The following is a 22482-nucleotide window of genomic DNA, read 5'->3' on the forward strand; positions in this document are numbered from 1 at the left end:
AAAGTATGGGCCTCAATCCGTTACCGAACTTCCTTCTTTCACGCTTCAACCATCCAGAGGTAAAGTTGGCCCGGCTGGGGGTAAAACTTGGCGGTGAACACTTACTTTATGACTTTCCCGCTGAGTTTGCATTTCGACGGCGATCGCCTCAAATTCGACTTCCATGCAGCCGTAGGGAATCTCTAACTCGATACTTGCTCGCACGCTTCCCAACCCGTTAGGTTTAAATTCGGTAATCCAGCGCGGCCCGTCGAGAATCAGATAGGTTTGTCGATCGTAAACCCAAACTTTTACATAAATCCGGGGCATTAATTCCGGGAGTTGCACTTGCACTTTTACTGGTCCGCCGGCGAGGATTTCGGCGCGCGGCAATTCCAAAATGGGCATCGGTACTAACTCGTCTTCTGACAAAACGTAGGGAGTTGGGGGAGTTACTTCGGCTGCGACAGTTGCGGTTTTTTGAGCAACTTGTTTCGGCTGCGGGGGCTCGTCAAAAACGACAAATTCTCTGGCTTCTGGGCTAGTCGATTTGGGATCGGAAATTGTTTCGCTCGTTTCGGGTTGCTGCTGGGTTGGGCTGCTTTCTTCCACAACGTCAATTTCGTCGCTGCTATTGGCGGCGGCTGTTGGAGTTGGTGACAGGGTGGTTGCTTTGAGCCAGTCGGGGGATTCGCCGTTGCTGGCTAGGGAACTCAGTCGCGACCAAAATCGACTTTCGACTTTTAAGGTTTGAAATGCGTGTTTTGTGGGTGTTGGCTGGGTTTCTGGGGCTGTTGTTTCTAATTCGGGACTGTTTTCGGGTTTTTGCTCTATCGCTCCGATTTCGGCTGTTTGATTGGGATTGGGGATGTCTGAGGCTTTGGTTTGTGGGTCGATCGACTCTGGGGCAGTTCGAGGCGAATTGGAGATTTCCGAGAGCAATTGCACTCGGCTGCTGTCGGGCAGTTTGTTACCGAATGCGGGCAATTCTAGACCGCCGGCACTTGGGGTGTGACGTGAAGCCAGTAGAGGGGGTAGGGCTTCCTTGGTTGGGGATTCGGCGGGGGAGGGAGGGTCTAAAGATTTTTGTACTAGCTTGAGGAAGGATTGATTTTTGGGGCTCCCAGGCTGTTTTGAGGCTGTTGGGGAGGGTTCGGCTTGATGCTTTTCTTCGATGAAATTGTCTTTAATTTCCTCTAGAAGGTGCTCTAAACGGGCTGTAATTGTGAATAGTTTGGTGGCTAGGGTGACGCTGCCGCTGCTGAGAATTGCTTCTCCTAAAATTAGGCGGCTTTTGCATTCGGTTGGGATGTAGGTGACGCAGGCAAAGATGCAGGGGGGAACTTGTTCTGGCATCGGCTGCTGGATTTCTGCGAGAATTTTTGAGGTTTGGGGGTCGCGCAGGTAAATTTGCAGTTGTGCGGAACCGATGAGTTGTTTGAGTTCTCTCGCTTCGGATTCGGGGAGGAGAGTTGCTGTTTTTCTGGTTTTTTGGGGGGGTTGGGGAATGTCTATTTTGCCGGAAATGATTAATGGGCGACCGAGTTGGGTGACGAAGGTTTCTTGATCGAGGACGAGTTCGAGTTTGACGTGCGGTTTAGGTTGGGGGGTTTGGGGAATTGGGAATTGGTAGATTTTGGTCTGCTGCGGTGCTGAAGCGGCTGCTGGGATTTGGGTTGGTGCGGGGCTATCGACCGGTGCTGCGATTTGTGGGGCTGCGCGATCATCGACCGGTGCTGCGATTTGTGGGGCTGCGGTGGAAGCAGCAGGTTCGATTTGGTCGATCGGCGGTAGGGGTTCGGAGGTTTCCGATTCTGCGGGCAATACTTCCAACTGAACGCCGTACTGCCAAGGTTTTAGTGGTGTTGATTTGGGATCTGGCAAGCAGGAGAGTTCCCACAGTCCGGGTTTGAGCCTGGTGTAGGGAATGATCACGACTAATCCTTCGGGGTTGGTGCGGGCCGATCGGCTTTGGACTTTTCGCTGCGCCCCTTGGTCGAAGGAGGTATGGGTAACGCGAATTTCGATGTCGGTGTTGGGGTGCTGAATGCGAGCAACCACACGGTATTTACCTTCTAGAATTTCCACGTCGGAGGTTTCTAGGGGCAACCAGGCGCGATCGCCCTCTTTCTGTAGCAAAAATTCTAATTTTTTCATTGTTGTTTCCCCTTGAAGGCTCCCGCTTGATTCGTCACAGGTTGGTGGTGGTTTGTTGAGCGACAGCTACAGATATTAAATTACTTATGTTTTATAGCCTATCACCAGTTTCGGTCAAGAGGCCCACTTACCAAGGACTGCCGATAATGCTGAAAGCTGCCCAATAATACGGATGGGATAAATCTTTGCTGTCGAGTTTGGGGATGGACGGGGGCAAGGGAATGTCGCCTCGCGCACTTCGCAGTTGACCGCCTTCGATCGTCACTTTGCCTTCTATTGCAGCGATCTGTGCTTGCCGCATTGCTTCAGCTTTAATGATTGGAGGGTCGTTTGGCCTGCGGATTCTTAACTGCTGGTAAAACTCTGTCATCAGGGCGAGAGTCCCCGCATCGCTGACGTACCACAAGCTGGCGAGGGCTGATTTTGCTCCTGATTGCAGTGCTAAACCTGCAAATCCGAGTTCTGCTTCTTTGTCTCCCAAGGCGGTTCTACAGGCGCTTAATACTAATAGTTCGAGGGGCGGATTGTTCCATTTTAAATCTCTCATTTGATCGAGGCCCAGTTGGGTGTCCCAAAATTGAATGTAGGAGTTATTTGGGGTTCCGGGGCGGAATTCGGCGTGGGTTGCCAGGTGGATAATTCCGTATTTTTGTTGCAGTCGCTGGGATTGCAAGTTTACTATGGTGAAGTCTTGGTTGAGAAAGGATTGACCGGGCCACTGTCGGGCGATCGCGCCTAGCTCTAATGGAACTGCTGGCAGCGGTTCTTTGTTCGCCGTTTCTGCGAAATCTGATGCTCCCATTGCTAGAACTTGCACGTTTCTGAGGTCGGTGTAATTGCTGTCTGTGAGTTTGAAGGCGGGGATGCGGGCGAGGCTGTATTTTTGGATCAGAAATTGCTTTCCGTCGTGCATTGCTGCTAGGGGTACGGTTCGCAAACCTTCGCCGACGCAGAACAGCAAGGTTTCAATTTTTGCTGTTTGCAAATCTGTTTCTAGGGGTGCAATTATCCATTTGTAGAGTTGTTGGGCTGGTTCTAGATAGGTGGTGGTGTTGATTTTTACGGGGTTGGTGATTTCGCTGCCGAATTCTTTGACTACTGAGAGCAGTTTCTCTTGTTTGGCTTCGGGGACGCTGCGGAGAATGGGGAGGCGATCGGGCAATATTAAGATTAATTCTAGTTGGTCGGTGCGTGGGATAGCATAAATTAAAGCGGGTTTTTTCTTGGTTTGAACTGCTAGACGGGAGAGAGTTTTTGATATTGCTTCGGCGGTTTTAGCACGGGTCTCAAAGTCTTGTTCAAAGTATTTTTGATAGTCTTCTTCCCAATTTTCTTCGATTCGGTTTACGGCTTCGGTGAGGTTGCCCCGATCGAGCAAGTTTCTCATTTCTTGCCCGTTAAGCCCGCCCTGGTTTGTGTTTTGGGCAATTGTAGCGAGGTTCGCCGTGCTCCAGCAGAAAAATATTGCTATCAAACAGTAAAAAATAGCTTTTTTAATTTTTTTCTGACTCGTGTGTTTTTGGCGTTGCTGCTGGGATTGATAGTGCATGATTTTGGGGCGGTTAAGGGCGCCGTTGGCGGCAGCAGTTGGCAAAAGTTGGGAGGTGGGTGGGAATTTTGACTGTGCTGGCGATCGCGGCACGATTATAGCATTCAATACCAACCGCAAATCTCTGCCGTAGGGTGTGTACACCAGTACCAACAGAGTCCCCGCACCAAGAAATTCACCATTTATGTAAATTTTTGTAAATTATGCAGAAGTTTTGCATAAACAGGACTTACGCAAAAACCCGGTTTCTTCAAGTAAGTCCTGTTTTTTACATAGCAGCCAGGTACATTTAATCGGTATTACCTCTACGGGCGTGTTTGACTTTTGGTCGCACATCGGCAGTTCTCAGGTTGAATCGGGTTTGGTCTTGGTATTAAGTGAGGAATACCCTGCATCGATCGCGGATATATTGAGTTACCTCAGTAAATATATTCTCTCCATTTACTTATTTTAAAATAGTTAGGTTTCTTCGCGCCAACTTAGTTAAACTTCTACTCATCAATGGTTGGGCATCGGATATCTTTCGGGTTACTTCGTACAAGTCGCCGAAGCTGATTTTGACGTGAGATTTTGCTTGCCAATCTCCTAATCTTTTAGGATCATTGCCGCTGGCTAAGAGTTGAGAAAGATAAATTAATGCGGGTTGTTCGATTTTTTTTGCGTGCCAGGGGGAGAAGCGCGCGATCGTTCTGGGGTTAAAAGCTCTAAAATTGATGGCACTTTTGCCCAGCCAATAAGTGTGACAGATATCACACACACTCCTAAGTTATAAATAAAAACACTTAATTATTTAGAAAATTTTACGCTATGCGGTCGATCGCTTTTTTATTCTTTTCTCCTAAATAACTAAAGCCTTCTTGCTTCCACTATACATTGTGTGCGATCGAATTTGCCACGGTGCGATCGCGATCCGATTGGGGGATGTGTCTTAGTATTTCTTCACATATCCTGATTTCGGTCTATGATATATGCCTTATGGCGTATTTGTGTTTAAAGCCCGTTACCGCGTACCGCTGATGAGTCAATCAACCAATTCACCGCTATCCCAACCATTTTCTCGAAGAACCGCCCTGAAATTCCTCGGAGTCGGTGCCGCCGGCGGGCTGCTGGGCTACTCTCGATTTTCCAAGCCAGAGCCCACCGTTTTTGTGCAAGATTCTCTTGACTTGCCGCGAATGCTGAATAACCGCAAAACCGTTGCAGTTGTAGGGGCAGGCTTGGCAGGGCTCGCCTGTGCTTACGAGCTCAGTCAGCGGGGTTTCGCCGTAACATTGCTCGACAAATCGCCCCAACTAGGCGGCAAAATTGCTAGTTGGCCGATACAAGTCGGGAACGAAACTTTTATGATGGAACACGGTTTCCACGGTTTTTTTCCGCAATACTACAACCTCAAAAGTGTGGTAGAAGAACTAGAAATTACCGATAATTTTGTATCTTTAGAATCCTACGCCGTTGTGTTTCGAGACGGAAAATACAAGCCCGAAGTTTTCCGTCCCAACCATTCAGCTTTTCCCTGGAATATAGTTGACTTGGGGATATCTTCTCCCAATCGGCTCAAGTGGGGAATCAATCTAACAAAACCCGCTCACTGGCAAGTGTTTCGAGAAATCGGCGGTTTTCAAACTCAAAAAAGTTTCGATCGCCTCGACAATATATCAGTTGCCGACTGGGTAAAAGGTGAATTTCCGCGCGGGCTTTATGACTTGTACTTTCTGCCTTTTGCCAAGTCCAGCCTCAACGCTCCCGACGAATTGAGCGCGGGAGAATTAATGCAATTTTTCCACTTTTACTTTTTTGGAAATCCAGAGGGTTTGGCTTTCAACGGTACGCGGCAAGATATGGGCACGAGTTTGGTGCAGCCTATTGCCAGAGCAATTGAAAGCAAAGGTGGCAAAATATTGACAGATGTCGCAGTTAGTGAAATTCGCTGGGAAAACGGCAAGATTGATTCTCTGAGTTACCAGTCTGGAGACGTGCAAAGTAAAATACCTTTTTGGGTGAAGCGAAACGCGCTATTAACTGACAGCAACTCTACCGAATATTTCGGCGCTGGGGACAGCGTATTTGCCGCCGCACCGTCGGGAAAAGAGGCAATTTCTCTGAGCTGCACTCACCAAGGCTGCACAGTTCAGAAACAAAACGACGGTCAATTTCACTGTCCTTGTCACGGGGCAGTTTTTGATGCCGAAGGGCGAGTTGTGAGCGGCCCTGCTCAGCGGGATTTGCCTCGATTTAAGGTAGTAGATGAAAAAGCAGATGAGGTACAGTTAGCAGCAGCGGTTAACCAATCGCAGCCGCAAAATTTGGCTGAAACATTAAAGGCTGATTACTATGTTTTGGCGGCAGATGTTCCGGGGATGCAGCATTTGTTTAGTTTAGCCAGCGGTGAGGTGAATCCGCAAGTCCAGAGTCGGATAGAGAGCTTGAAAATAGCCGATCCGTTTGCGGTGGGCCGTTTTTGGTTCGATCGCGAATTTCCCTGGGAACACAGCAATTTCAGTTCGCTTTCCGGCTACAAACTGACTGACAGCATTACGCTTTACCACCGAATTCAGGATCAGTTCATCGAGTGGAATCAGAAAACTGGCGGTAGTGTAGTAGAACTGCACGCTTATTGTTACAAGGAGAAAGAATTTCAGAACCAGGAAGTTTTACTGGCTACTTTTGAGCAAGAATTGTACGAAATTGTACCGGCATTAAAAGAGGCAAATATGCTGCACCGGGAATTGGTAAATCAAAAGAATTTTTCTGGATATCCGCCCGGTAGTTATGCCGAACGACCAGAAACTTGCTGCGCTGTTCCCAATCTGTTGTTTGCGGGAGATTGGGTGAAAATGCCGTTTCCGTGCGGTTTAATGGAAAGGGCGGTTAGCAGCGGTTTGTTGGCAGCTAATGCTATTTTATATCAGGAGGGTTTGCAGAGGCGATCGCTCTTGACGGTGAATCCCGAAGGCGTGTTAAAAATCTAAAGTTTCCAGCGGGGCGGGCTTTATAAATCGTCAATTATCGGCTGGTATCCTCGGTGAAACCCGCCCCCTGTCATACCATTTTAGATTTTAGATTTTAGATTTGAAGAAATGGAAATCACTGATTCAATAAGGGTTTAGAGGTTTCCTAAAGTTGCGTTCTTTTTTTAAGATGAGTTACGGTTTGCGGGGGTGGTTTCGCTGAGGGGAAAAGGCAGAGCTTGCAAACTAAAAAAATATCTGCGTTGAGGGGGGTGGATATGCGGTTAAAATATTATTGAATGAGTATAAAGCAATAATAGATGCTAAATAATAAGCGCAAAATTCGCAATAAATCTGTAACCTTTGATGCTTTTGCAACAGAATACGATTTCGCTGCCACCTTGCAAAACCAGAACGATTTTTTTATTAACAACCTATCGGTCAGCAAAGGTGCAGCATTAGATATTGGCTGCGGTTCGGGAATTCTTGCTTTTGAATTAGCCCAGTATTACGATAATGTTGTCGCCGTCGATTTGTCAGAAAAAATGCTGGCAATCGCCAGTAAAAAACGCTCAGCTCCCAATATCGAATACATCCAAATGGATGCCAGTCAATTAGCGCTGGAGCGCAAATTTGATTTAATAGTTAGTGCTGCTACTTTTCACCACCTGCCCAACCTCCCCGCCGCCCTCAATGCAATAAAAAAAATGTTAAATCCGCACGGAAAAATAGTTTTTTTAGATAATATTTCAGAAGTGGAAACACCTGCTACATTAGGCTACATATTAGGTGCGGCGAGAGATTTTAGGCCCGACTGTTCCATCTACGGATTTCGCAGTGCTTTAAGATTATTAAAATTTAGACTGTCGCCTGGGTGGTTGAAGCATTTAGCTAGCGATAGGTATTTGTCAGAACGGAAATTTAGAAAAATTTACAGTCGTTGCTTTCCGGGCTGTTATTTTGTAAAATTGGGTTGTTTTATGGGCGTAATTTGGGAACATTTGTAATGCAAAACAACGCGATAAAATCGGTATCTCCAAGGGGAGAAAAAACTCATATCCGCCAGTTGGGCATTAATCTCGATCGCTGGTATGCAATCGCCCGCAGCACCAAGGTGCAAACTCAGCCCGTCGCTGCGAAAATCTGGAATCGGGCGATCGTACTTTTCCGCGACAGTTCAGGCAAAATCAACGCTTTAGAAGATAGATGTCCGCACCGACAAGTTAAACTCAGCCACGGCCAAGTTAAAGGCGATTTAATCGAATGTGCTTACCACGGATGGCGGTTAAATGCAAGGGGAGAATGCGCCGAAGTCGATTATTTAGCAGAAAATCAAAAGCTACCTAACTGCAAAATTCGTTCCTATCCAGTCAAAGAACAAAACGGTTTTATCTGGCTGTTTCCCGGCGACGAAACCCAAACAGAAAAAATAGATTTATTGGATTTGCCAGAGTGGGAACATCTCAATTATATTGCCACAGTTTCAGTCATCGACTGTCAGGCACACTATTCATTTTTAATTGAAAACTTGATGGATATGTACCACGGACACTTGCACGATGATTGGCAAGCTTGGGCAAATCCGGTGTTAGATACTTTAGAAGAAAACGAGCATCAAGTAACTGCTCGCTATCAGGCACAAAGTTATTACAAAATAGATAAAATATGGTCAATTTCTCAGTTGTTTTTTAAGTCTCTGCGCCGACTGCACCCGGAACCGCTAGAGGTGAGTTATGTTTACCCGCATTGGGTTTCAACTTTGGGGAGCGACTTTAAGATTTACTGCTTGGTTTGTCCCGTTAGCGAGACCGCAACTCGGGCTTATTTAATTCATTTTACCTCATTAAATGCGTTTTGGCGGCTGCACAAATTGCCTGTGTGGTTTCGCAGGTTTATCAAAGATAGTTGTTTCGGCGCCGCTCAAAAGTTATTAGATGGTTTGGTGCGGCAGGATGTGTTAATGATTGAGGAAGAACAGCAGGCTTTTTTGCAGAATTCAGAAAGAAAAAATTATGAATTAAATCGGGCTTTAGCAAGCGTGCAAAAGTTGATGAGAAGTCAGGCAGAAAATGGGTAATTCAGTCGCAGAGTCAAACCTGCACAGGTTAATATGTATATTTCACAAAAATCAGGGAAGTATAACCAAGGGAAATTCGGCTAGTCCTGAACGCAGAAATTGTATTTGGATTCGCTATGATTTAGACTAAAAGTTACTTTAAAAGAAGATGAATTGGCGGGGAATGAAACCCAGCGCCATTCATCTGCGTTAATCCGCGTGCATCAGCGGTAAAAAAATCTAAATCCCGCAGCAAAAACCTTACTTTTTAGGCCGCTGCTGCTGGTAAACGCTGACAACCTTATCCGCATAAGTAGCAGTTGCGCCACTTTTGCAAGCTGCGGAGTCCCCAGTCATCCACCAGCAAGCGGCGCGGCGTACAGCGGTTAATTCATTGTTGCTGCTAGCTTTGTATTCGTCGCGCAGCAAATCGCCCACGATACAGGTAACAATTGATTTGGCTTTTGTCGCGTCAGCTTCAAATTGTTGGGGTGTTAAATCTTGTTTGGTACAGAATTTTGCCCAGCGGGAAATATTGCCAGGTAAAACTTGCCACTGACTGTACATTCCGTCATTTGCAGTTTGTGGGGGTGCGGCTTGTCGCATTGCTTCTACAAGGGCGGAAACTTGCGCGTCGGTGACTGATTGCGCTGCTGCTGGAAGTGATTGCAATCCGAGGCTAATTATCAGGCTGCCGAATAGTAGATTGGTTTTTGCGATCGATTTAAAATTCATTCACAATGCCCTGTTGTAATCAAAGTTTCCTGCCACAAAGTTTAGCTTAAAACGGATCGAATACCTCTGTCTTAAGTATGATTTGCCCACTTAATGCAGTGTCGATCGCCCTTACGATAGAAATTGTTAATCAAGTACGATAAAATCATGGAAGTACAACCCAGGGAAATTCGACGTTACACTACAGCAGAGGGTACGGCACCATTCGCCGAGTGGCTTGATGCCCTCCGCGATCCGAATGTTAGAGTTAGAATCAAATCTAGGCTTGACCGAAGTTGAGCAAGGTAATCTCGGAGATTTCAAGTCAGTGGGACAATGAGTTTTTGAACTCAGAATTTATTACGGCCCGGGCTACCGTGTCTACTTCGGACAAGTCGGCTTGACTATTGCGGTAATCCTCATAGCTGGGGATAAAAGCACCTAAGAATAGAACATTCGACAAGCTATAGAATACTGGACAGATTATGAAAAATGTGAAAGCACCGACAAGTGATAGCTACCGCGAGTACCTAACTGAATCTCTCCACGAGCTGGAAGAAGCTGCTGGTTTTATCGGCGCTATTTTGGCAGAAAAAGACCCTGAACCCGCACTTTTGAGAAATGCCATCCGAAAGGTGATTGAGGCTCGAATCAGGATGAATGCTCTTTCGGAGTCAGCAAAACAGCATCACGAAAAACTCGACAAGATGCTGGCTGAAAGTGCAGGTTCGGAAATCTATAGTTTGGTAGAATTGCTCGAAGCATTAGGATTTAAACTAGAAATTACAGTCGCAGATACTGAGTTGTCGGCTGACTCGGAATCTACGGATTTGGGTGAATCAGGATTATCGCCCGAACCAGTAGTAATTAATCCCAGTTAATAAGTAAATCGCGCCCTCACCCTTCCCTCACAAAATCTAACAATCGGTGAGCCATTTCTAGCTTGCTGCAAGGTGCTATTTCTACTTGCTTGCCGGCGGCATTAATTAATATGGCTTGATTGGTATTGCTGCCGAAACCTGCACCTATTCGATCGATCGGGTTTGCGGCAATTACATCTAGTTTCTTTGCCCGCAATTTCTCCAAAGCTGGCTTGACAATATCCCCAGTTTGTGCTGCAAACCCGATTAATTTTTGGTGCGGCTGTTTCAAAATTCCCAACTCTGCCACAATATCCGCTACCGGTGCCAACGGTAAACAATTCGGGAGCGATCGCTTCGGCAATTTCTGACTACTGTACTCGGCAGGTTTCACATCCGCTACCGCTGCAGCCATCACGGTCAAATCCGCATCGTGAAAGCATTGCAGCATCGCCTGCCGCATTTCTTGTGCACTGGTAACTGCGATCGCCCGCAAACCTGAGAGCGGCAACTCGCCAGTTATACTGTGTACCAGCGTCACAGTCGCGCCCCGGTGCTGTGCAGCTTGCGCCAAAGCTATACCCATTTTGCCACTGGAAGGATTGCCGATAAACCGCACCGGATCGAGGTGTTCCCGCGTTCCTCCCGCACTGATCAACACCCGAATGCCCGCTAAATCTCGATCGCCCTTCGCATACAACAGCGATTCAATATGAGGCAAAATCTCATAAGGTTCTGCCATGCGGCCGACACCCGCGCGATCGCACGCAAGCATTCCCGCCCCCGGATTCGCAGCATGATAGCGCCGATAACTCAACACTTCACGCCAATTCCGCTGCACCGCCGGCTGTTCCCACATATCCGTATTCATCGCCGGTGCCAGCAAAATAGGGCAAGTAGAAGCTAAGACAGTATTAGTCAGCAAATTATCAGCAAAACCCCCCGCCAACTTAGCCAAAGTATTAGCTGTCAAAGGAGCAATCACAAAAACTTCCGCCCATTCTCCCAGTTGAATATGCAGGGGGCGGCCGTGACTTGGTTGCCAAAAATCTTTGTCAGTAAAAGCAGGATGACGGCACAGAGTAGCAAAAGTCAAAGGCGTTACAAACTCCCCTGCCGCATCAGTAAGAATAACTTTAACTTCCGCTCCAGCTTTCGCTAAAGTTGAAACTACTTCGCAAACTTTGTAAGCCGCAATCCCGCCACTAACGCCGATTAAAATTCGTCTGCCTTTCATGTCATTTTTTCATAAAAAAGAATCAAGAAAGAAATTAAGATAAAAACAGGCTAAAATCCCTAATTCATCTGTTTAATCCGCAACAAAATATGCTGCTAACTTCTTCCTCAATTCCGTCGAAAATTTTGAGCTAGATTTTTCAGTCTATGCTTCGTCGTAGGCTTCCATATCCAGAAGGTGGAGATAAGGTTCAACCAGCTCCGGCCGCTGAAAAGCAAGCGATCGCAACAAATGCCAATCATTCAATCCCTCAAAAGGATCTGTATAATCGTCAACTTCCAAACGGACAGCCAATTCTGCCACGTCCTGAGAAGTAAGTACAGCAATATCGCGCGATGCTTTGGTTAAAGTTTTCATTTTTTTCCCCTGCCCGAGACTTCCGCCATACTATATACTAAACCTTTAATCAGATTTCGACACAGTTTCTACAACAAAACTTCGCATTACCTCTATAACTTCCGGCAGAATCTCGTGTCCCATTTTAAATTCTCGATACTGCACCGCAGCTCCCCAAGCCGTCAAACTCTCGCGCGATCGCACAGCAGCACTAACAGGCACAATAGTATCTTGAGTACCGTGTACGATTAAAACAGGTGGCAAAACACTCCCCGCAACTGGCGAAATCTGGTGTAAATAACCGCTCAGACAAATTAAACCAGCTAGGGGCAAAGTCAATCCCACATCTAGAGTCATCGCTCCGCCTTGAGAAAAGCCACCTAAAATAGTGCGAGACAAAGGCACGCCCGTGCTGCTTTCCAAAGAGAGCAAAAATTCCCTCAGCAATTGCCGGCTTTCTACCAATCCCTGAGCGTCTTTGCTTTGAAGGTTATACCACGCTTTGCCGCTCGTTACCTGGGGATGGGGAAAGGGGGCATCGGGAAATACAAACTGATAATCCGGCAAATTGAAAAAGGGTGCTAAGGAAGTCAAATCCCGAGCATTAGCACCCCATCCATGCAAAGCGACAATCAAAGCGACAGGTTTGCGATCCGTTGTGGGCGGAATGCTAATAGATTGTAAAGACATCGTAGTTAATAATTGGTAATCTGGTCTGGCTACAATTATAAATTGTCACGACGGGTAAAACCCCAGATATTTGTTTTCGGCAATATTCCACAATTAGCACGCGCTTGCTAATAACTATAATAGTTGACTGTTGACTGTTAACCGTTAAAAGTAGAGTGCGACCTCGCACCTTTCCCAAGTAGAGTGCGGATAGTTCACCTTTTCTAAACAGGAATTATGGAGCATCTCATATTTGTAAAAACACTTCTTCTGGCTCCCTCCTTCTGACTCTTTTCTCCTGGCTATTGGCTCCTGCCTCCCAACTCCAATTTATAACTTGGCTGCAAAAGTGATATCGTTTCCGGTTGCATCGGAATAATAAAATCGAGTCAACACTTAAGGCTCAACCATTGAGTTTTTCCACCCCTCATTCTACAGTCTACAGTCAACAGTCAACTATCACGGACGGTGCAACCGGAATTGATATGAGATGCTCCCAGTAAGACTCAGCTAGAAGCGAGATTTCTCCCGCTAATTCCAACTGGCACCTGCCGCAGGTGAAACCTTAGAAACAGACTGCTTAGACTGTTGCCGCACCGGCACCTCAATCAAGAATTCAGTTCCCTCTCCGGGAGCCGATACGCACCTCAGCGAACCTTGATGTTTGTCCACTATGTGATAGCAGATCGACAATCCCAAGCCAGGACCTTTGCCTACAGGTTTGGTAGTAAAAAACGGATCAAACAAACGTTTTTTGACATTCTCCGTCATGCCCGTTCCATTGTCAGCGATTCGCACGCATACACAATTAGAACTTAAAAGTTCAGTGCGAATCCTAATAGTAGGTAAAAATGCAGAATTCGAGGCGTCTTTTTCGAGCTTTTTTTGATGTTGTGCATCAGATAAAACATCAATAGCATTGCTCAAAACATTCATAAATACCTGATTCAATTGTCCCGCCCAGCACTCCACTAAGGGCAAATTTCCATATTCTTTGATGAGTTTAATACCAGAAAAATCCGCTTTTGGTTTCAGCCGACTATCCAAAATCATCAAGGTGCTGTCAATGCCTTGGTGAATGTCAACCGACTTCATTTCAGCTTCATCCAAGCGCGAAAAATTCCGCAGAGAAAGCACGATATTGCTGATCCGTTCAGCTCCCATGTTCATAGATTGTAGGATTTTAGGCAAGTCTTCACTGATAAACTCCAAATCAATATCTTTTAGTTTCGCTTGCACTTCGGGCGTTGGGTTGGGATATTGCTGCTGATATATTTCCACAAGTTCCAGCAAGTCTCGAGTATATGCGCCTGTATGGCTCAGGTTGCCAGAGATGAAGTTGACAGGATTGTTAATTTCGTGGGCAACTCCCGCCACCAACTGCCCCAAGCTTGACATTTTTTCAGTTTGGATTAGTTTAAATTGAGCTTCCTGCAAATTTTTTAGTGCCGTTTCTAGTTCAGCGGTGCGCTCTTTTAGTTGAATTGTGCGATCGTACACTTGCTGTTCTACTTTTGCAGTACGTTCTAGAGACATCAACAGGTAAATCGTCAAGCTGCCAGTCATCAATAGCCCGATCGCACCAATTGCCAGCGAACCCTGATGCGTCCTCATACTCTGGTACCCCTTCCCAGGCAAAACTAGCAGCTTCCACTGGCGGTCTGCTACGTTAAATAGGCGAGTGCAAGCACTCGGATATTGACAGATTTTTCCCCGCAAATTAGCTAACTCTGGCTTTTCGTGTTTTGGGTTATCTATCAACTGCTTATCTTGTGAGTCGTAGCGCACCAGAAAGCGTTCTTTCTCTATAGCAGAGTTGTCATAGAGGTAAAAATTAATCTTGTCTAAATTTAGCGATTCTAAAGAGGAATCGACCATACTGGTGATCTGAAACAGACCCGCAATAACTCCCATTAGGTTTTGGCGTCCGTTGACCGAGTTATCTGGAGAATTTGTGCGGCGGCGTACTGGTAGAAATACTTGCAATCCCGGTTGATTGTTGCTGACTAATCTAATCCGCGCGGAAGCCGCTATTTTCCCGGTATTCACCGATTTCTCTAAAGCTGCTTTGCGATCGGGGCTGGAGGCAACATCAAAACCGATCACTTTGTTATCTTCTTCTAGTGCTTCTCTGTAAATAATTGGAAAGTATTCCGATCGCCCTTTTGCTTTGACCTGCTTTTTGTCAGGAGTTCGCTCGTAAATTTGAAATGTCGGAAAACCTTCGGCTCGAATTGTTTGTTCGTAAGCTGCTTTTTGGGCAGCCGGCACGCGCCGAATCCAGTTAACAGAATGTATAGCAGCATTTCGGGCAAGTGCAGGTTGAGAGAATTGCTTAAAATCTTGTCTGGTAACTTTAGTAGATGCGCTGTAGAATGCTTCAAGTGAGTACAGAAATTCTAAATTTTTGTTGATGCTTTGCTGCAATGCCACATTCAGGCGATCGGCTTGCTGATGAAATTCAGCTTGCATTCGTTCGTTTTCCGAATCCCACACGACTGCTGCGGCTGCCAATGACAAACTCGTACCTGTGCAAAGAGTCAAGGCTGCTGGAATGTAACGACGATGCGACAGTAAACTTTCGGTCAGCGAATTAAACCAGTTGCTCGCAAAATTCATATTTCCACACCTTCTGCTACCGAAGTGCAATTTTTTAAAGACTTGTAAAATTCCTTGATAGCACGAAGGACAGCGCAGAAACGAGATTGTCTAAAAACTTATGATCGCAGAAATAGAACTTACCTTGAGAAACCCAATTTCTCCGAAAATATTGGTGTGGTAACTAGAAGTTGGGAAGAAACCGGGTTTTCACGAATAGTGCATCCACGACTGAGGAATTGAAACCAATTGTAACTAAGTGTAACGAAGCCAGTTCCCATCTGGGCGCTCCCAAGTTCCTGCCCTGGAAGAACTTGGGAACGAGAAAAAACCTTGATCTGGTGGGGCGGGTAATCAATACCCACCCTACAAAGCCAACTTAATTTTGGAACAGCTTACAAAACAGTCCCTATTTCCTTCAAATAAACCCGTGTAAACGGTTCATCATCCCCCAGAGTATACTGTTCGATCAATCCCTGGCGGCGAATAGAAATACTACTTCCTTCCCTCACCACAACAGTATCGTCATCAGTGCTTTCTCTGACCAACATCATCTCAGTTTCTCCCGGATTGTCCAGCACCACCATATTGCTGCCCCGATAAAACATTCCCTCAGCTTCCAAAATATCTTCGGGATATTCAGCAATTAACAAATCGAGCTTGGGATTCCGGAGCAAACTTTGCAAGTTCAGATGGTAATTCTTATTCAAAACTTTTTCAGAACGGTTAACAAAAAGTCCACCGGTACAAACAGCACCGATTGTCCAATCGGGATGCTGCAACAGAATATGGTCGATAGTTTCTTGTAGGTCGTGTACCGAAATTCTGTTGAAAGTAATAATCGGAATCCTGGCGGATTTTCCGGAGTCAAAGAAAGTTTCGATAATATGGGAAGGCACATCAACGCCTTCGCCGACAGCGGGGTTGAGGTGCATAAAAATTCCCGGCGCGGCATTGATCTCGATAATCCCAAAATTACCTGTTTTCCAAGATTTGGCGAGAGTTTCTGTTACCACATCAATCCCCAAACAAGTTAACCGAAAATGTAGGGCGATATCTTGAGCCAAAACAATGTTATCCGGGTGAATAGTGCGGGTAGCGTCAATGCTGACACCGCCTGCGGAAAGATTAGCGACTTTGCGTAGAAACACAGTGCGATCGCGACTTAGCACACTCTCCAATGACAGCCCTTGTTCTTCCAGATACATTTCCATCGCTTCGTCGGACTGAATTTTGCTCATCGCCGAAGTTGGCGTATCCAAACGTTCTGGTTTGCGGTTTTCACGGCGGATCAATTCGCGAATTGTTGAGTCGCCATCACCTGTTACCGAAGCCGGCCGGCGTTCAGTTGCAGAAACAAATTTGCCGTCAACGCACAGCAGCCTAAAATCCGATCCTTTGATGCTGTTTTCCACAATTACTCGTACCGGGTCTGTTTCGGGAATGGCCTTAACTGCTCTTTTAAAAGCCGCCTGCAATTCCTCGGCCTCCCGGACATCTGCTGTTACGCCAATTCCTTTATGACCGACTACTGGTTTGATAGCAACTGGGTAGCCAATTTCTTTAGCAACTGCCAGAGCTCCGTTTTCTGTGGAGACGATATCGCCTTTGGGAACAGGAAATCCTAATGTAGCGAGAAAAGCTTTACAATCGTCTTTGCGGGTGGTAAAATCTGAGTCTAAATGGCTGTCAGAATCAAAGGTAGTTGCAGAGCCACGAACCAGTTTTTTACCGTACCCATATTGCATTAGTCCTTCATCCCACAAATAAAATGCGGGAATGCCTTTTTGGGATGCCGCTCGCATTAACGAATAAACTGTCGGACCTCCGTAAACTGACTGCCGGAACATATTTTGCAGCGCGCCCATTTGCGCTTCCAAGGGAAAGTCTTGATTTTGATTGATGGCTTCAAACCAATCCCAAACTGCGTAAACTACGGCTCGGGCGGTGCGGGCGTGAAGTGCTTCTATGCTGATTCTGTTAAAGTGAGAAAACGGCTTGATGTTCCAGTGTTGGAAGTGTAAACCCATGTCGAGTTTGGCTACTTCTGAGGCGGTACGGCCGAAAAGTTGGGCATGGTTCGAGAAATTTTCGTGCAGTAGTTGCGGGTAGCGATCGCCAATAATTTTCTGGTAATGTGCGATCGGTAAAGGTTCGCTCGCGCCCGTTACCGCTAAATCAAAAACCAAAGCCGCGGTGTCTAAATAAGGGTTGGGCCCCATATAGTGTTTGAAGTTAAAAACATCGAAAATATCGGTTTTTCGAGCATTAACGCGGGCTGTTTCGGTGCTTTTTTCTTGCAGCATTTTCTAACCTCCTTTGAGCTAATTTTTTACGGTAACTTTATAGTTAGTGCATGGGATACTACCTGCGGGCATAGATATTCCAGCAGTCAGACAAATACTCCGACCAATTCTGCCTTCAGTATTGCCCGATAGGGGGAGTGGCAGAGTAGGGGAAATGGGGAGAGGGGGAGAGGGTGAGAGTGGGAAAATATTCCTTCTTCCTTCAACATCTGACTAAGCATTGATGACTAAGCATTGATAACTAAGCACTTATGACTAATGACTACTTCTTTTCCCCTGCCGAAAAAAAGCTATAACTTTTGAGAGGTACACTGGGTAGTTATAATTGTTTATGACAGTGAAAGAAAATTTAAGAGGCAGCAAATTATGAAAATCGCACAAACTGCTCTCAGGGAAAAAGTTCACCACTTAGCTGAGGAAGCATTTCACCGGAAGCTAATTTCTGGCTACGGCGATGGTCAAAACAGCAACGAATATCAGATTGTCTGGAACGGCAAACCCAGACACCTACCTTTAGAACGGGCGAGTACCATATTGAGCAATTTGATCGAGCGATCGCACTAACCGGCGATCGGACTAATTGAGGACTTACGCTCATCAACCCGATTTCTACGAGCAATCAGAGGAGGATTAGCGAAGAATCCGATCAGAAACCGGATTGATCACCGCGCGCGCGTGGGCCCCGTAGTTTAAGCTCATTTCTTGACCCCTCCTATCTCCTGTTAGGGGGGGTAAGTTTGTTTTGTCGATATCGAGGATTAGTAAACACCCACATCACCCTTGCTGTGTGCGTCCTGGAGGGGTAGAAGTCGGAGATTTTTTTGTATCTATATATACCTTTGGGCAGTTTTCGGAAAAAGGAATTTTGTGTTTTAGTGAAATTTAATAAATTAAAAGTGGAGATAATATGGCGAGCAACGAAGTTCAGGGGAAGTTGCTAATTATTGGTGGCGCCGAAGACAAAGAGGGGGACTGCAAAATTCTGCGGGAATTCTTGCGGTGCGCCGGAGGCACTAAAGCTCATATTGTTGTCATGACGGCTGCCACAAGCCTGCCGGGAGAAGTAGGAGATAATTATATCCGAGTGTTTGAGCGACTCGGCGCTGAAGATGTGCGAGTTGTTGACACCCAAAGACCCGAAGATGCCGACAATCCAGATTATTTAGAAGCGATCGAACAAGCCACTGGCATATTCTTTACCGGCGGAGATCAAGCGCGGATTATTAGCTGCTTGAAAGACACAAAACTCGACGCAGCAATGCACAAACGCTACTCTGAAGGGATTATCATTGGCGGCACCAGTGCCGGCGCAGCAATGATGCCAGACATGATGATTATTGAAGGAGACTCGGAGACAAATCCCCGCGTTGATGTGGTAGCAATGGGCCCGGGAATGGGCTTCCTTCCAGGAGTGGTCATCGACCAGCATTTCGCCCAGCGAGGTCGTCTGGGACGCTTAGTTTCGGCACTCTTGCTGCAACCTGCGGTGTTGGGATTTGGTATTGACGAAAATACAGCTATTTTAGTCAACGGTGACGAGTTGGAAGTGATTGGCGAAAGCGCTGTAACTGTCATCGACGAGTCGGAAAAACTCCACGACAATCTAGATGGACTTTTGAAGGATGAGGCTTTGGCGATTTGCGGCGCCAAGTTGCACATCCTCCCCCACGGATACCGGTTTAACTTGAGAACTCGCCAGCCGGTGCTCCATAACGTAGCAACTACAGCCGAGAGAGAAACGGCGGCCGCCTAATTTACTTGCAACTGGCAAACCTCTTAAAATTATGTAGGGTGAGCAATTTACACCTTACCCCTTCTACCAACTAGGATGGTTAAAAGCCCAGTTGCTGTCTCCAAAACTAATAAAAAGAAGAGGATTTTACCTCTTCTTTTATTGCTGCGGTTTCAGATTTTTTAAGCACTTTTCTGTTCGCCAAAAATCGACTGCTGCCCTTCTTCAGTCGATATTAAATTCCACCCTTGAACTCTCAGCTTCTGATAAGTTGCCCATCCCTTAGAACCGCCCGGTTCCCGGTAGTCGGATACAGCAAACTGCGGAAAAGCTGTATAAGGGCGCCACGCCTGACGGGCATCGGTACGCAAGTGCAATATCTTTTCTCCATTGCCTCCGAGTCTGGGCAACCAACACATTTGTTTTAGCATTTTTAACACTCCAGAGTTTTACAGTAACGGTAATTTGCCAACATCCCACATTAAACTTTTAGAGCCTTAGAGCTACTGCTCGGAATATCTAACGGGTAACAGGGACGAATGAGATTTTCACCAATTACCAATTACTGAGGTAGCAGCAGTCGTTAAAGCTGATTTTGGTTCTACAAAGTTTGCCGTTCAAAAACTATAAAACAAGTGCTACCAAGACATAAGCAAAAATAATCATTGCTATTCTCGGCTCAAACTTGGCTTAAAGTCCCAGGAAAACCCAGTTGAATAAAGAATTCATGTTTCTGGTTTCCCTTGCCTTATAATTACACGCTGATCCTCGCTGTTTCCGCATAAAATGACATCTTTCTACGGTATTATTCCTGTCCGCTAAAAAATGTTTCTTTAGTTACAAATCTTAAATGTTCACCACGATTTATCTAGTTATCAAAAGTTAAATTATTTTTCATACAATACTTCGGACAGTGTTTGATAGCCAACCGTAGAATAAGGGTTCAAGGCTCTAAGGCAAGTTCGCTACCAACGGAAAATCTAGGGTTTCAGACTACGAAATCAAAACAGCCCGGACTATTTTTCATAAATAGCACTTAATAATTTTTAGTTACTTTAACTACATTTTTGATTAAAATCTGGTTTCCGGGTGCCTAGGGGCGCACCTTACTCAATCGCTAGGGCTCGCACTACTAAACCCTCCGGCTGCGCCCCCAAGCAACTTACAACATAAGACTTACAGGTTTAACTCTTAAGAACGATGGCGACAGATTTGCAAAATGGTAAAAATCAATACTAATCACAGTTATAAGTTCTGCAAACAAAGTATTCATGGCCGCTGCAATTGAATTCAAACTCTTCGCTGCGAACAACAAAGCAGCTACACTGCTCGGCTCTTTTTCCAAATGGGCGGAAATTCCCTTAGAAAAAGATGACAAAGGTTATTTCCGCACTAACATTAAGTTAGAAGACGGTATTTATCAATACAAATTCCGAGTTCAGTCGCAAACTCCCTGTTTTGAATCGCACGAATGGGTAGAAGTCAATGACCTCTACGCCACTGAAATTGACCGCACTACTCCTACAAGTACAGTTCGCATCAAAGCAGGCGCGCGAATTATTGATACCTATTTTTGGCAGGACGACGACAAAGAACTCCCCAATAATCAAGAATTAGTCGTTTACGAAATGCACGTTGCTGATTTTTCCGGGCCGGATGGTTCCGACAGTGGGGGTAAATTCCAGCAGGTGAGGGAGAAATGAGATTATCTGTGTGATTTGGGCATAAATGCGATCGAACTAATGCCAGTTAATGAATATCCGGGCGATTATAGCTGGGGTTACAAAGTCCGCGATTTCTTTGCCGTAGAGTCCAGCTACGGTGCAACCGCAGATTTGAAGCAATTGATTGACGAGTGCCACGGACGGGGCATTCGGGTGATTCTGGACGGGATTTACAACCACTGCGATGAAGAATGTCCCTTATTGCTAATCGATCGCAATTATTGGTACTACCGCGACAAACACTATCCCCAAGATCCCGCTAACTACTGGGGCCCGGAGTTTAACTACGAAAACTTCGACCCAAAACTCGGCATTTGTCCCGCTTGGAAATTCATCGGCGATGTCGTTAATTTCTGGATTCAAGAATATCATATCGACGGGATTCGCTAGGATGCTGTGCGACAGTTGGACAATCGAGATTTCCTACACTGGATAACTCGTGAAGCGAAAAAGACGCCGGCGACAAGCCATTTTATAACATAGCAGAACACATTGCCGAACTTCCCAAACTCATTGCTTCGGTAAACTCCCAACCAGCCGAATAAACTGCAATCGTCTTTGTTAAAAAATTAGCCAAATCATGAGTTATTGGAATACTACAAACACGTGATTCGGCGGCAATATTTGGCGGCATTTTATACCCAAAATATTGAATTTATCCACTAAAATCCAGAAGCCAAAGTGCTGGCTTACTACCGCTGGAGCGATGAGGTAACGCGAGCAGTAGTTGTCGCTAATTTTTCGGCTGCTTATCTATCTGGTAACAGTATTCCTAAGTTTCCGGCTGGGGGAAGTTGGCACGAGTGGATGTATAACAAAATAGTAGAAGTTGGGGAAGAAGGGTTTAAGTTTGATTTGCCGGAATGGTCAGCGCAAGTATTTGTTTGAGAGCCGGAGAATTATGTCTCCAGGCAGATGATCGGCGTAGTTGTACAACAGTAAATTGTATTTAGGATGGGCGCACCAAACTCAACAAACTGGGTTTTTCTACCTAGGTGGATGGCTGTAACGATACTTTTTTGTAAAAAACTCTGTTTCTGCATCCAAGAGTGCGATCGTAATTCCTGGTATTGAGAATAACAATTACAGGGCGACTTGCCAACCGTGAATTAACACGTCAATTAACACAAACTTTGTCGGAGGACAAACTCTATGGGCTGGCTAAAAAGATTGTTTGGTTTAGAAAAACTTGAAAATCAAGAAACAGTTGACGCTCCTGCTTACCAAGCACCTGTAGCTCAATCTCAAGCTCAAGCTCAACCTGCTGCGAGCGCTCAGACAATCCCGCCGGAACGCATGGGCTTGAACGGAGAATACGATCAAAGCGGTTTAGCTAAACGGGTTGCTCAGGCTTTCGATGCAAATCCTGATGTTGCGGATATTGAGACTGTTTATGTGGCTCAACTTGGCACTACGGTGGTTCTCAAAGGTACAGTTCCCAGTCAGGAAATTGTCAACAAGTTGGTGACAATTGCTAAAGGCGTTAAGGGTGCAACTGGCGTGGAAACTAATGAAGTTACTGTCGGATAACGCGACGGTTATTTCTAACAGTTAGCAGTTAGCAGTTAACTGTTAACTTAACTGCTAACTGTTAACTGCTAACAGTATTTTTTATCT

The 22482-nt window shown here is 45.8% G+C and carries 19 protein-coding genes; 10 read left to right on the forward strand and 9 right to left on the reverse strand.

From position 1 onward, the window contains the following. Positions 1-45: 45 nt before the first annotated feature. Both QUB25_RS09930 and QUB25_RS09935 read right to left on the reverse strand, forming a co-directional pair. The gene (locus tag QUB25_RS09930; RefSeq protein ID WP_333183074.1) at positions 46-2136 is read right to left on the reverse strand and encodes a hypothetical protein; all 2091 of its coding nucleotides are present in this window, start codon (positions 2134-2136) and stop codon (positions 46-48) included. 127 nt (positions 2137-2263) lie between these two features. Beyond that, positions 2264-3829 carry a CHAT domain-containing protein gene (locus QUB25_RS09935; RefSeq protein ID WP_333183225.1) on the reverse strand — a complete coding sequence of 522 codons (1566 nt, stop codon included), beginning with the start codon at positions 3827-3829 and terminating at the stop codon, positions 2264-2266. A gap of 872 nt (positions 3830-4701) precedes the next feature. Between QUB25_RS09935 and QUB25_RS09940 the strand changes: the two genes are divergently transcribed. From QUB25_RS09940 to QUB25_RS09950, 3 genes are all read left to right on the forward strand, one after another. Beyond that, a complete protein-coding gene (locus QUB25_RS09940) occupies positions 4702-6654 on the forward strand; it encodes an FAD-dependent oxidoreductase (protein WP_333183227.1) in 1953 nt (650 codons plus the stop codon). A 299-nt stretch (positions 6655-6953) separates the two neighbouring features. After that, on the forward strand, positions 6954-7640 hold the full coding sequence (locus QUB25_RS09945; protein WP_333183076.1) for a class I SAM-dependent methyltransferase: 687 nt from the start codon (positions 6954-6956) through the stop codon (positions 7638-7640). Continuing rightward, a complete protein-coding gene (locus tag QUB25_RS09950) occupies positions 7640-8710 on the forward strand; it encodes an aromatic ring-hydroxylating dioxygenase subunit alpha (RefSeq protein WP_333183078.1) in 1071 nt (356 codons plus the stop codon). Before QUB25_RS09945 ends, QUB25_RS09950 begins: the two co-directional genes overlap by 1 nt. Positions 8711-8950: 240 nt before the next feature. On the opposite strand, the gene QUB25_RS09955 is transcribed toward QUB25_RS09950, so the two are convergent. Then, positions 8951-9424, reverse strand: a complete 474-nt coding sequence (locus QUB25_RS09955; RefSeq protein WP_333043037.1) for a hypothetical protein — start codon at positions 9422-9424, stop codon at positions 8951-8953. Between the two features lie 464 nt (positions 9425-9888). On the opposite strand from QUB25_RS09955, the gene QUB25_RS09965 reads away from it, so the two are divergent. Next, on the forward strand, positions 9889-10284 hold the full coding sequence (locus tag QUB25_RS09965) for a transcriptional regulator (RefSeq protein WP_333043036.1): 396 nt from the start codon (positions 9889-9891) through the stop codon (positions 10282-10284). A 16-nt stretch (positions 10285-10300) separates the two neighbouring features. On the opposite strand, the gene coaBC is transcribed toward QUB25_RS09965, so the two are convergent. From coaBC to QUB25_RS09990, 5 genes are all read right to left on the reverse strand, one after another. After that, positions 10301-11500 (reverse strand): bifunctional phosphopantothenoylcysteine decarboxylase/phosphopantothenate--cysteine ligase CoaBC, encoded by a 1200-nt coding sequence (coaBC, locus tag QUB25_RS09970; RefSeq protein WP_333183080.1) that lies wholly within the window; start codon positions 11498-11500, stop codon positions 10301-10303. Positions 11501-11644: 144 nt separating this feature from the next. After that, a complete protein-coding gene (isiD, locus tag QUB25_RS09975) occupies positions 11645-11857 on the reverse strand; it encodes a protein IsiD (RefSeq protein WP_006632739.1) in 213 nt (70 codons plus the stop codon). A 45-nt stretch (positions 11858-11902) separates the two neighbouring features. After that, positions 11903-12526, reverse strand: a complete 624-nt coding sequence (locus tag QUB25_RS09980) for an alpha/beta hydrolase (RefSeq protein ID WP_333043033.1) — start codon at positions 12524-12526, stop codon at positions 11903-11905. A gap of 510 nt (positions 12527-13036) precedes the next feature. Next, positions 13037-15124, reverse strand: a complete 2088-nt coding sequence (locus QUB25_RS09985; RefSeq protein ID WP_333183082.1) for a CHASE domain-containing protein — start codon at positions 15122-15124, stop codon at positions 13037-13039. A 374-nt stretch (positions 15125-15498) separates the two neighbouring features. Further along, the gene (locus QUB25_RS09990; protein WP_333064002.1) at positions 15499-17409 is read right to left on the reverse strand and encodes an ATP-binding protein; all 1911 of its coding nucleotides are present in this window, start codon (positions 17407-17409) and stop codon (positions 15499-15501) included. A 366-nt stretch (positions 17410-17775) separates the two neighbouring features. Here QUB25_RS09990 and QUB25_RS09995 point away from each other — a divergent pair, with 366 nt between their 5' ends. Then, positions 17776-17973: a hypothetical protein gene (locus QUB25_RS09995; protein ID WP_015175364.1), complete on the forward strand. Its 198-nt coding sequence runs from the start codon at positions 17776-17778 to the stop codon at positions 17971-17973. Between the two features lie 343 nt (positions 17974-18316). After that, complete coding sequence (locus QUB25_RS10000; protein ID WP_333064001.1) at positions 18317-19162, forward strand: cyanophycinase; 846 nt, start codon at positions 18317-18319, stop codon at positions 19160-19162. Between the two features lie 161 nt (positions 19163-19323). Here QUB25_RS10000 and QUB25_RS10005 read toward each other — a convergent pair whose 3' ends face one another. Beyond that, on the reverse strand, positions 19324-19572 hold the full coding sequence (locus QUB25_RS10005; RefSeq protein ID WP_333064000.1) for a hypothetical protein: 249 nt from the start codon (positions 19570-19572) through the stop codon (positions 19324-19326). 840 nt (positions 19573-20412) lie between these two features. Here QUB25_RS10005 and QUB25_RS10010 point away from each other — a divergent pair. The 4 genes from QUB25_RS10010 (at position 20413) to QUB25_RS10025 (ending at position 22395) form a co-directional block, all read left to right on the forward strand. Continuing rightward, positions 20413-20844, forward strand: a complete 432-nt coding sequence (locus QUB25_RS10010) for a hypothetical protein (RefSeq protein WP_333183085.1) — start codon at positions 20413-20415, stop codon at positions 20842-20844. Positions 20845-20850: 6 nt separating this feature from the next. Next, positions 20851-21255, forward strand: a complete 405-nt coding sequence (locus QUB25_RS10015; protein ID WP_333183229.1) for an alpha-amylase family glycosyl hydrolase — start codon at positions 20851-20853, stop codon at positions 21253-21255. Between the two features lie 291 nt (positions 21256-21546). After that, positions 21547-21753, forward strand: coding sequence for a hypothetical protein (locus tag QUB25_RS10020; protein ID WP_333183086.1), 207 nt, complete (start codon positions 21547-21549; stop codon positions 21751-21753). Positions 21754-22017: 264 nt separating this feature from the next. After that, on the forward strand, positions 22018-22395 hold the full coding sequence (locus QUB25_RS10025; protein ID WP_333042016.1) for a BON domain-containing protein: 378 nt from the start codon (positions 22018-22020) through the stop codon (positions 22393-22395). The last annotated feature ends 87 nt before the right edge of the window (positions 22396-22482 follow it).

Origin of the sequence: Microcoleus sp. B3-D7, assembly GCF_036705305.1 — a bacterium.
Lineage (GTDB): Bacteria > Cyanobacteriota > Cyanobacteriia > Cyanobacteriales > Microcoleaceae > Microcoleus.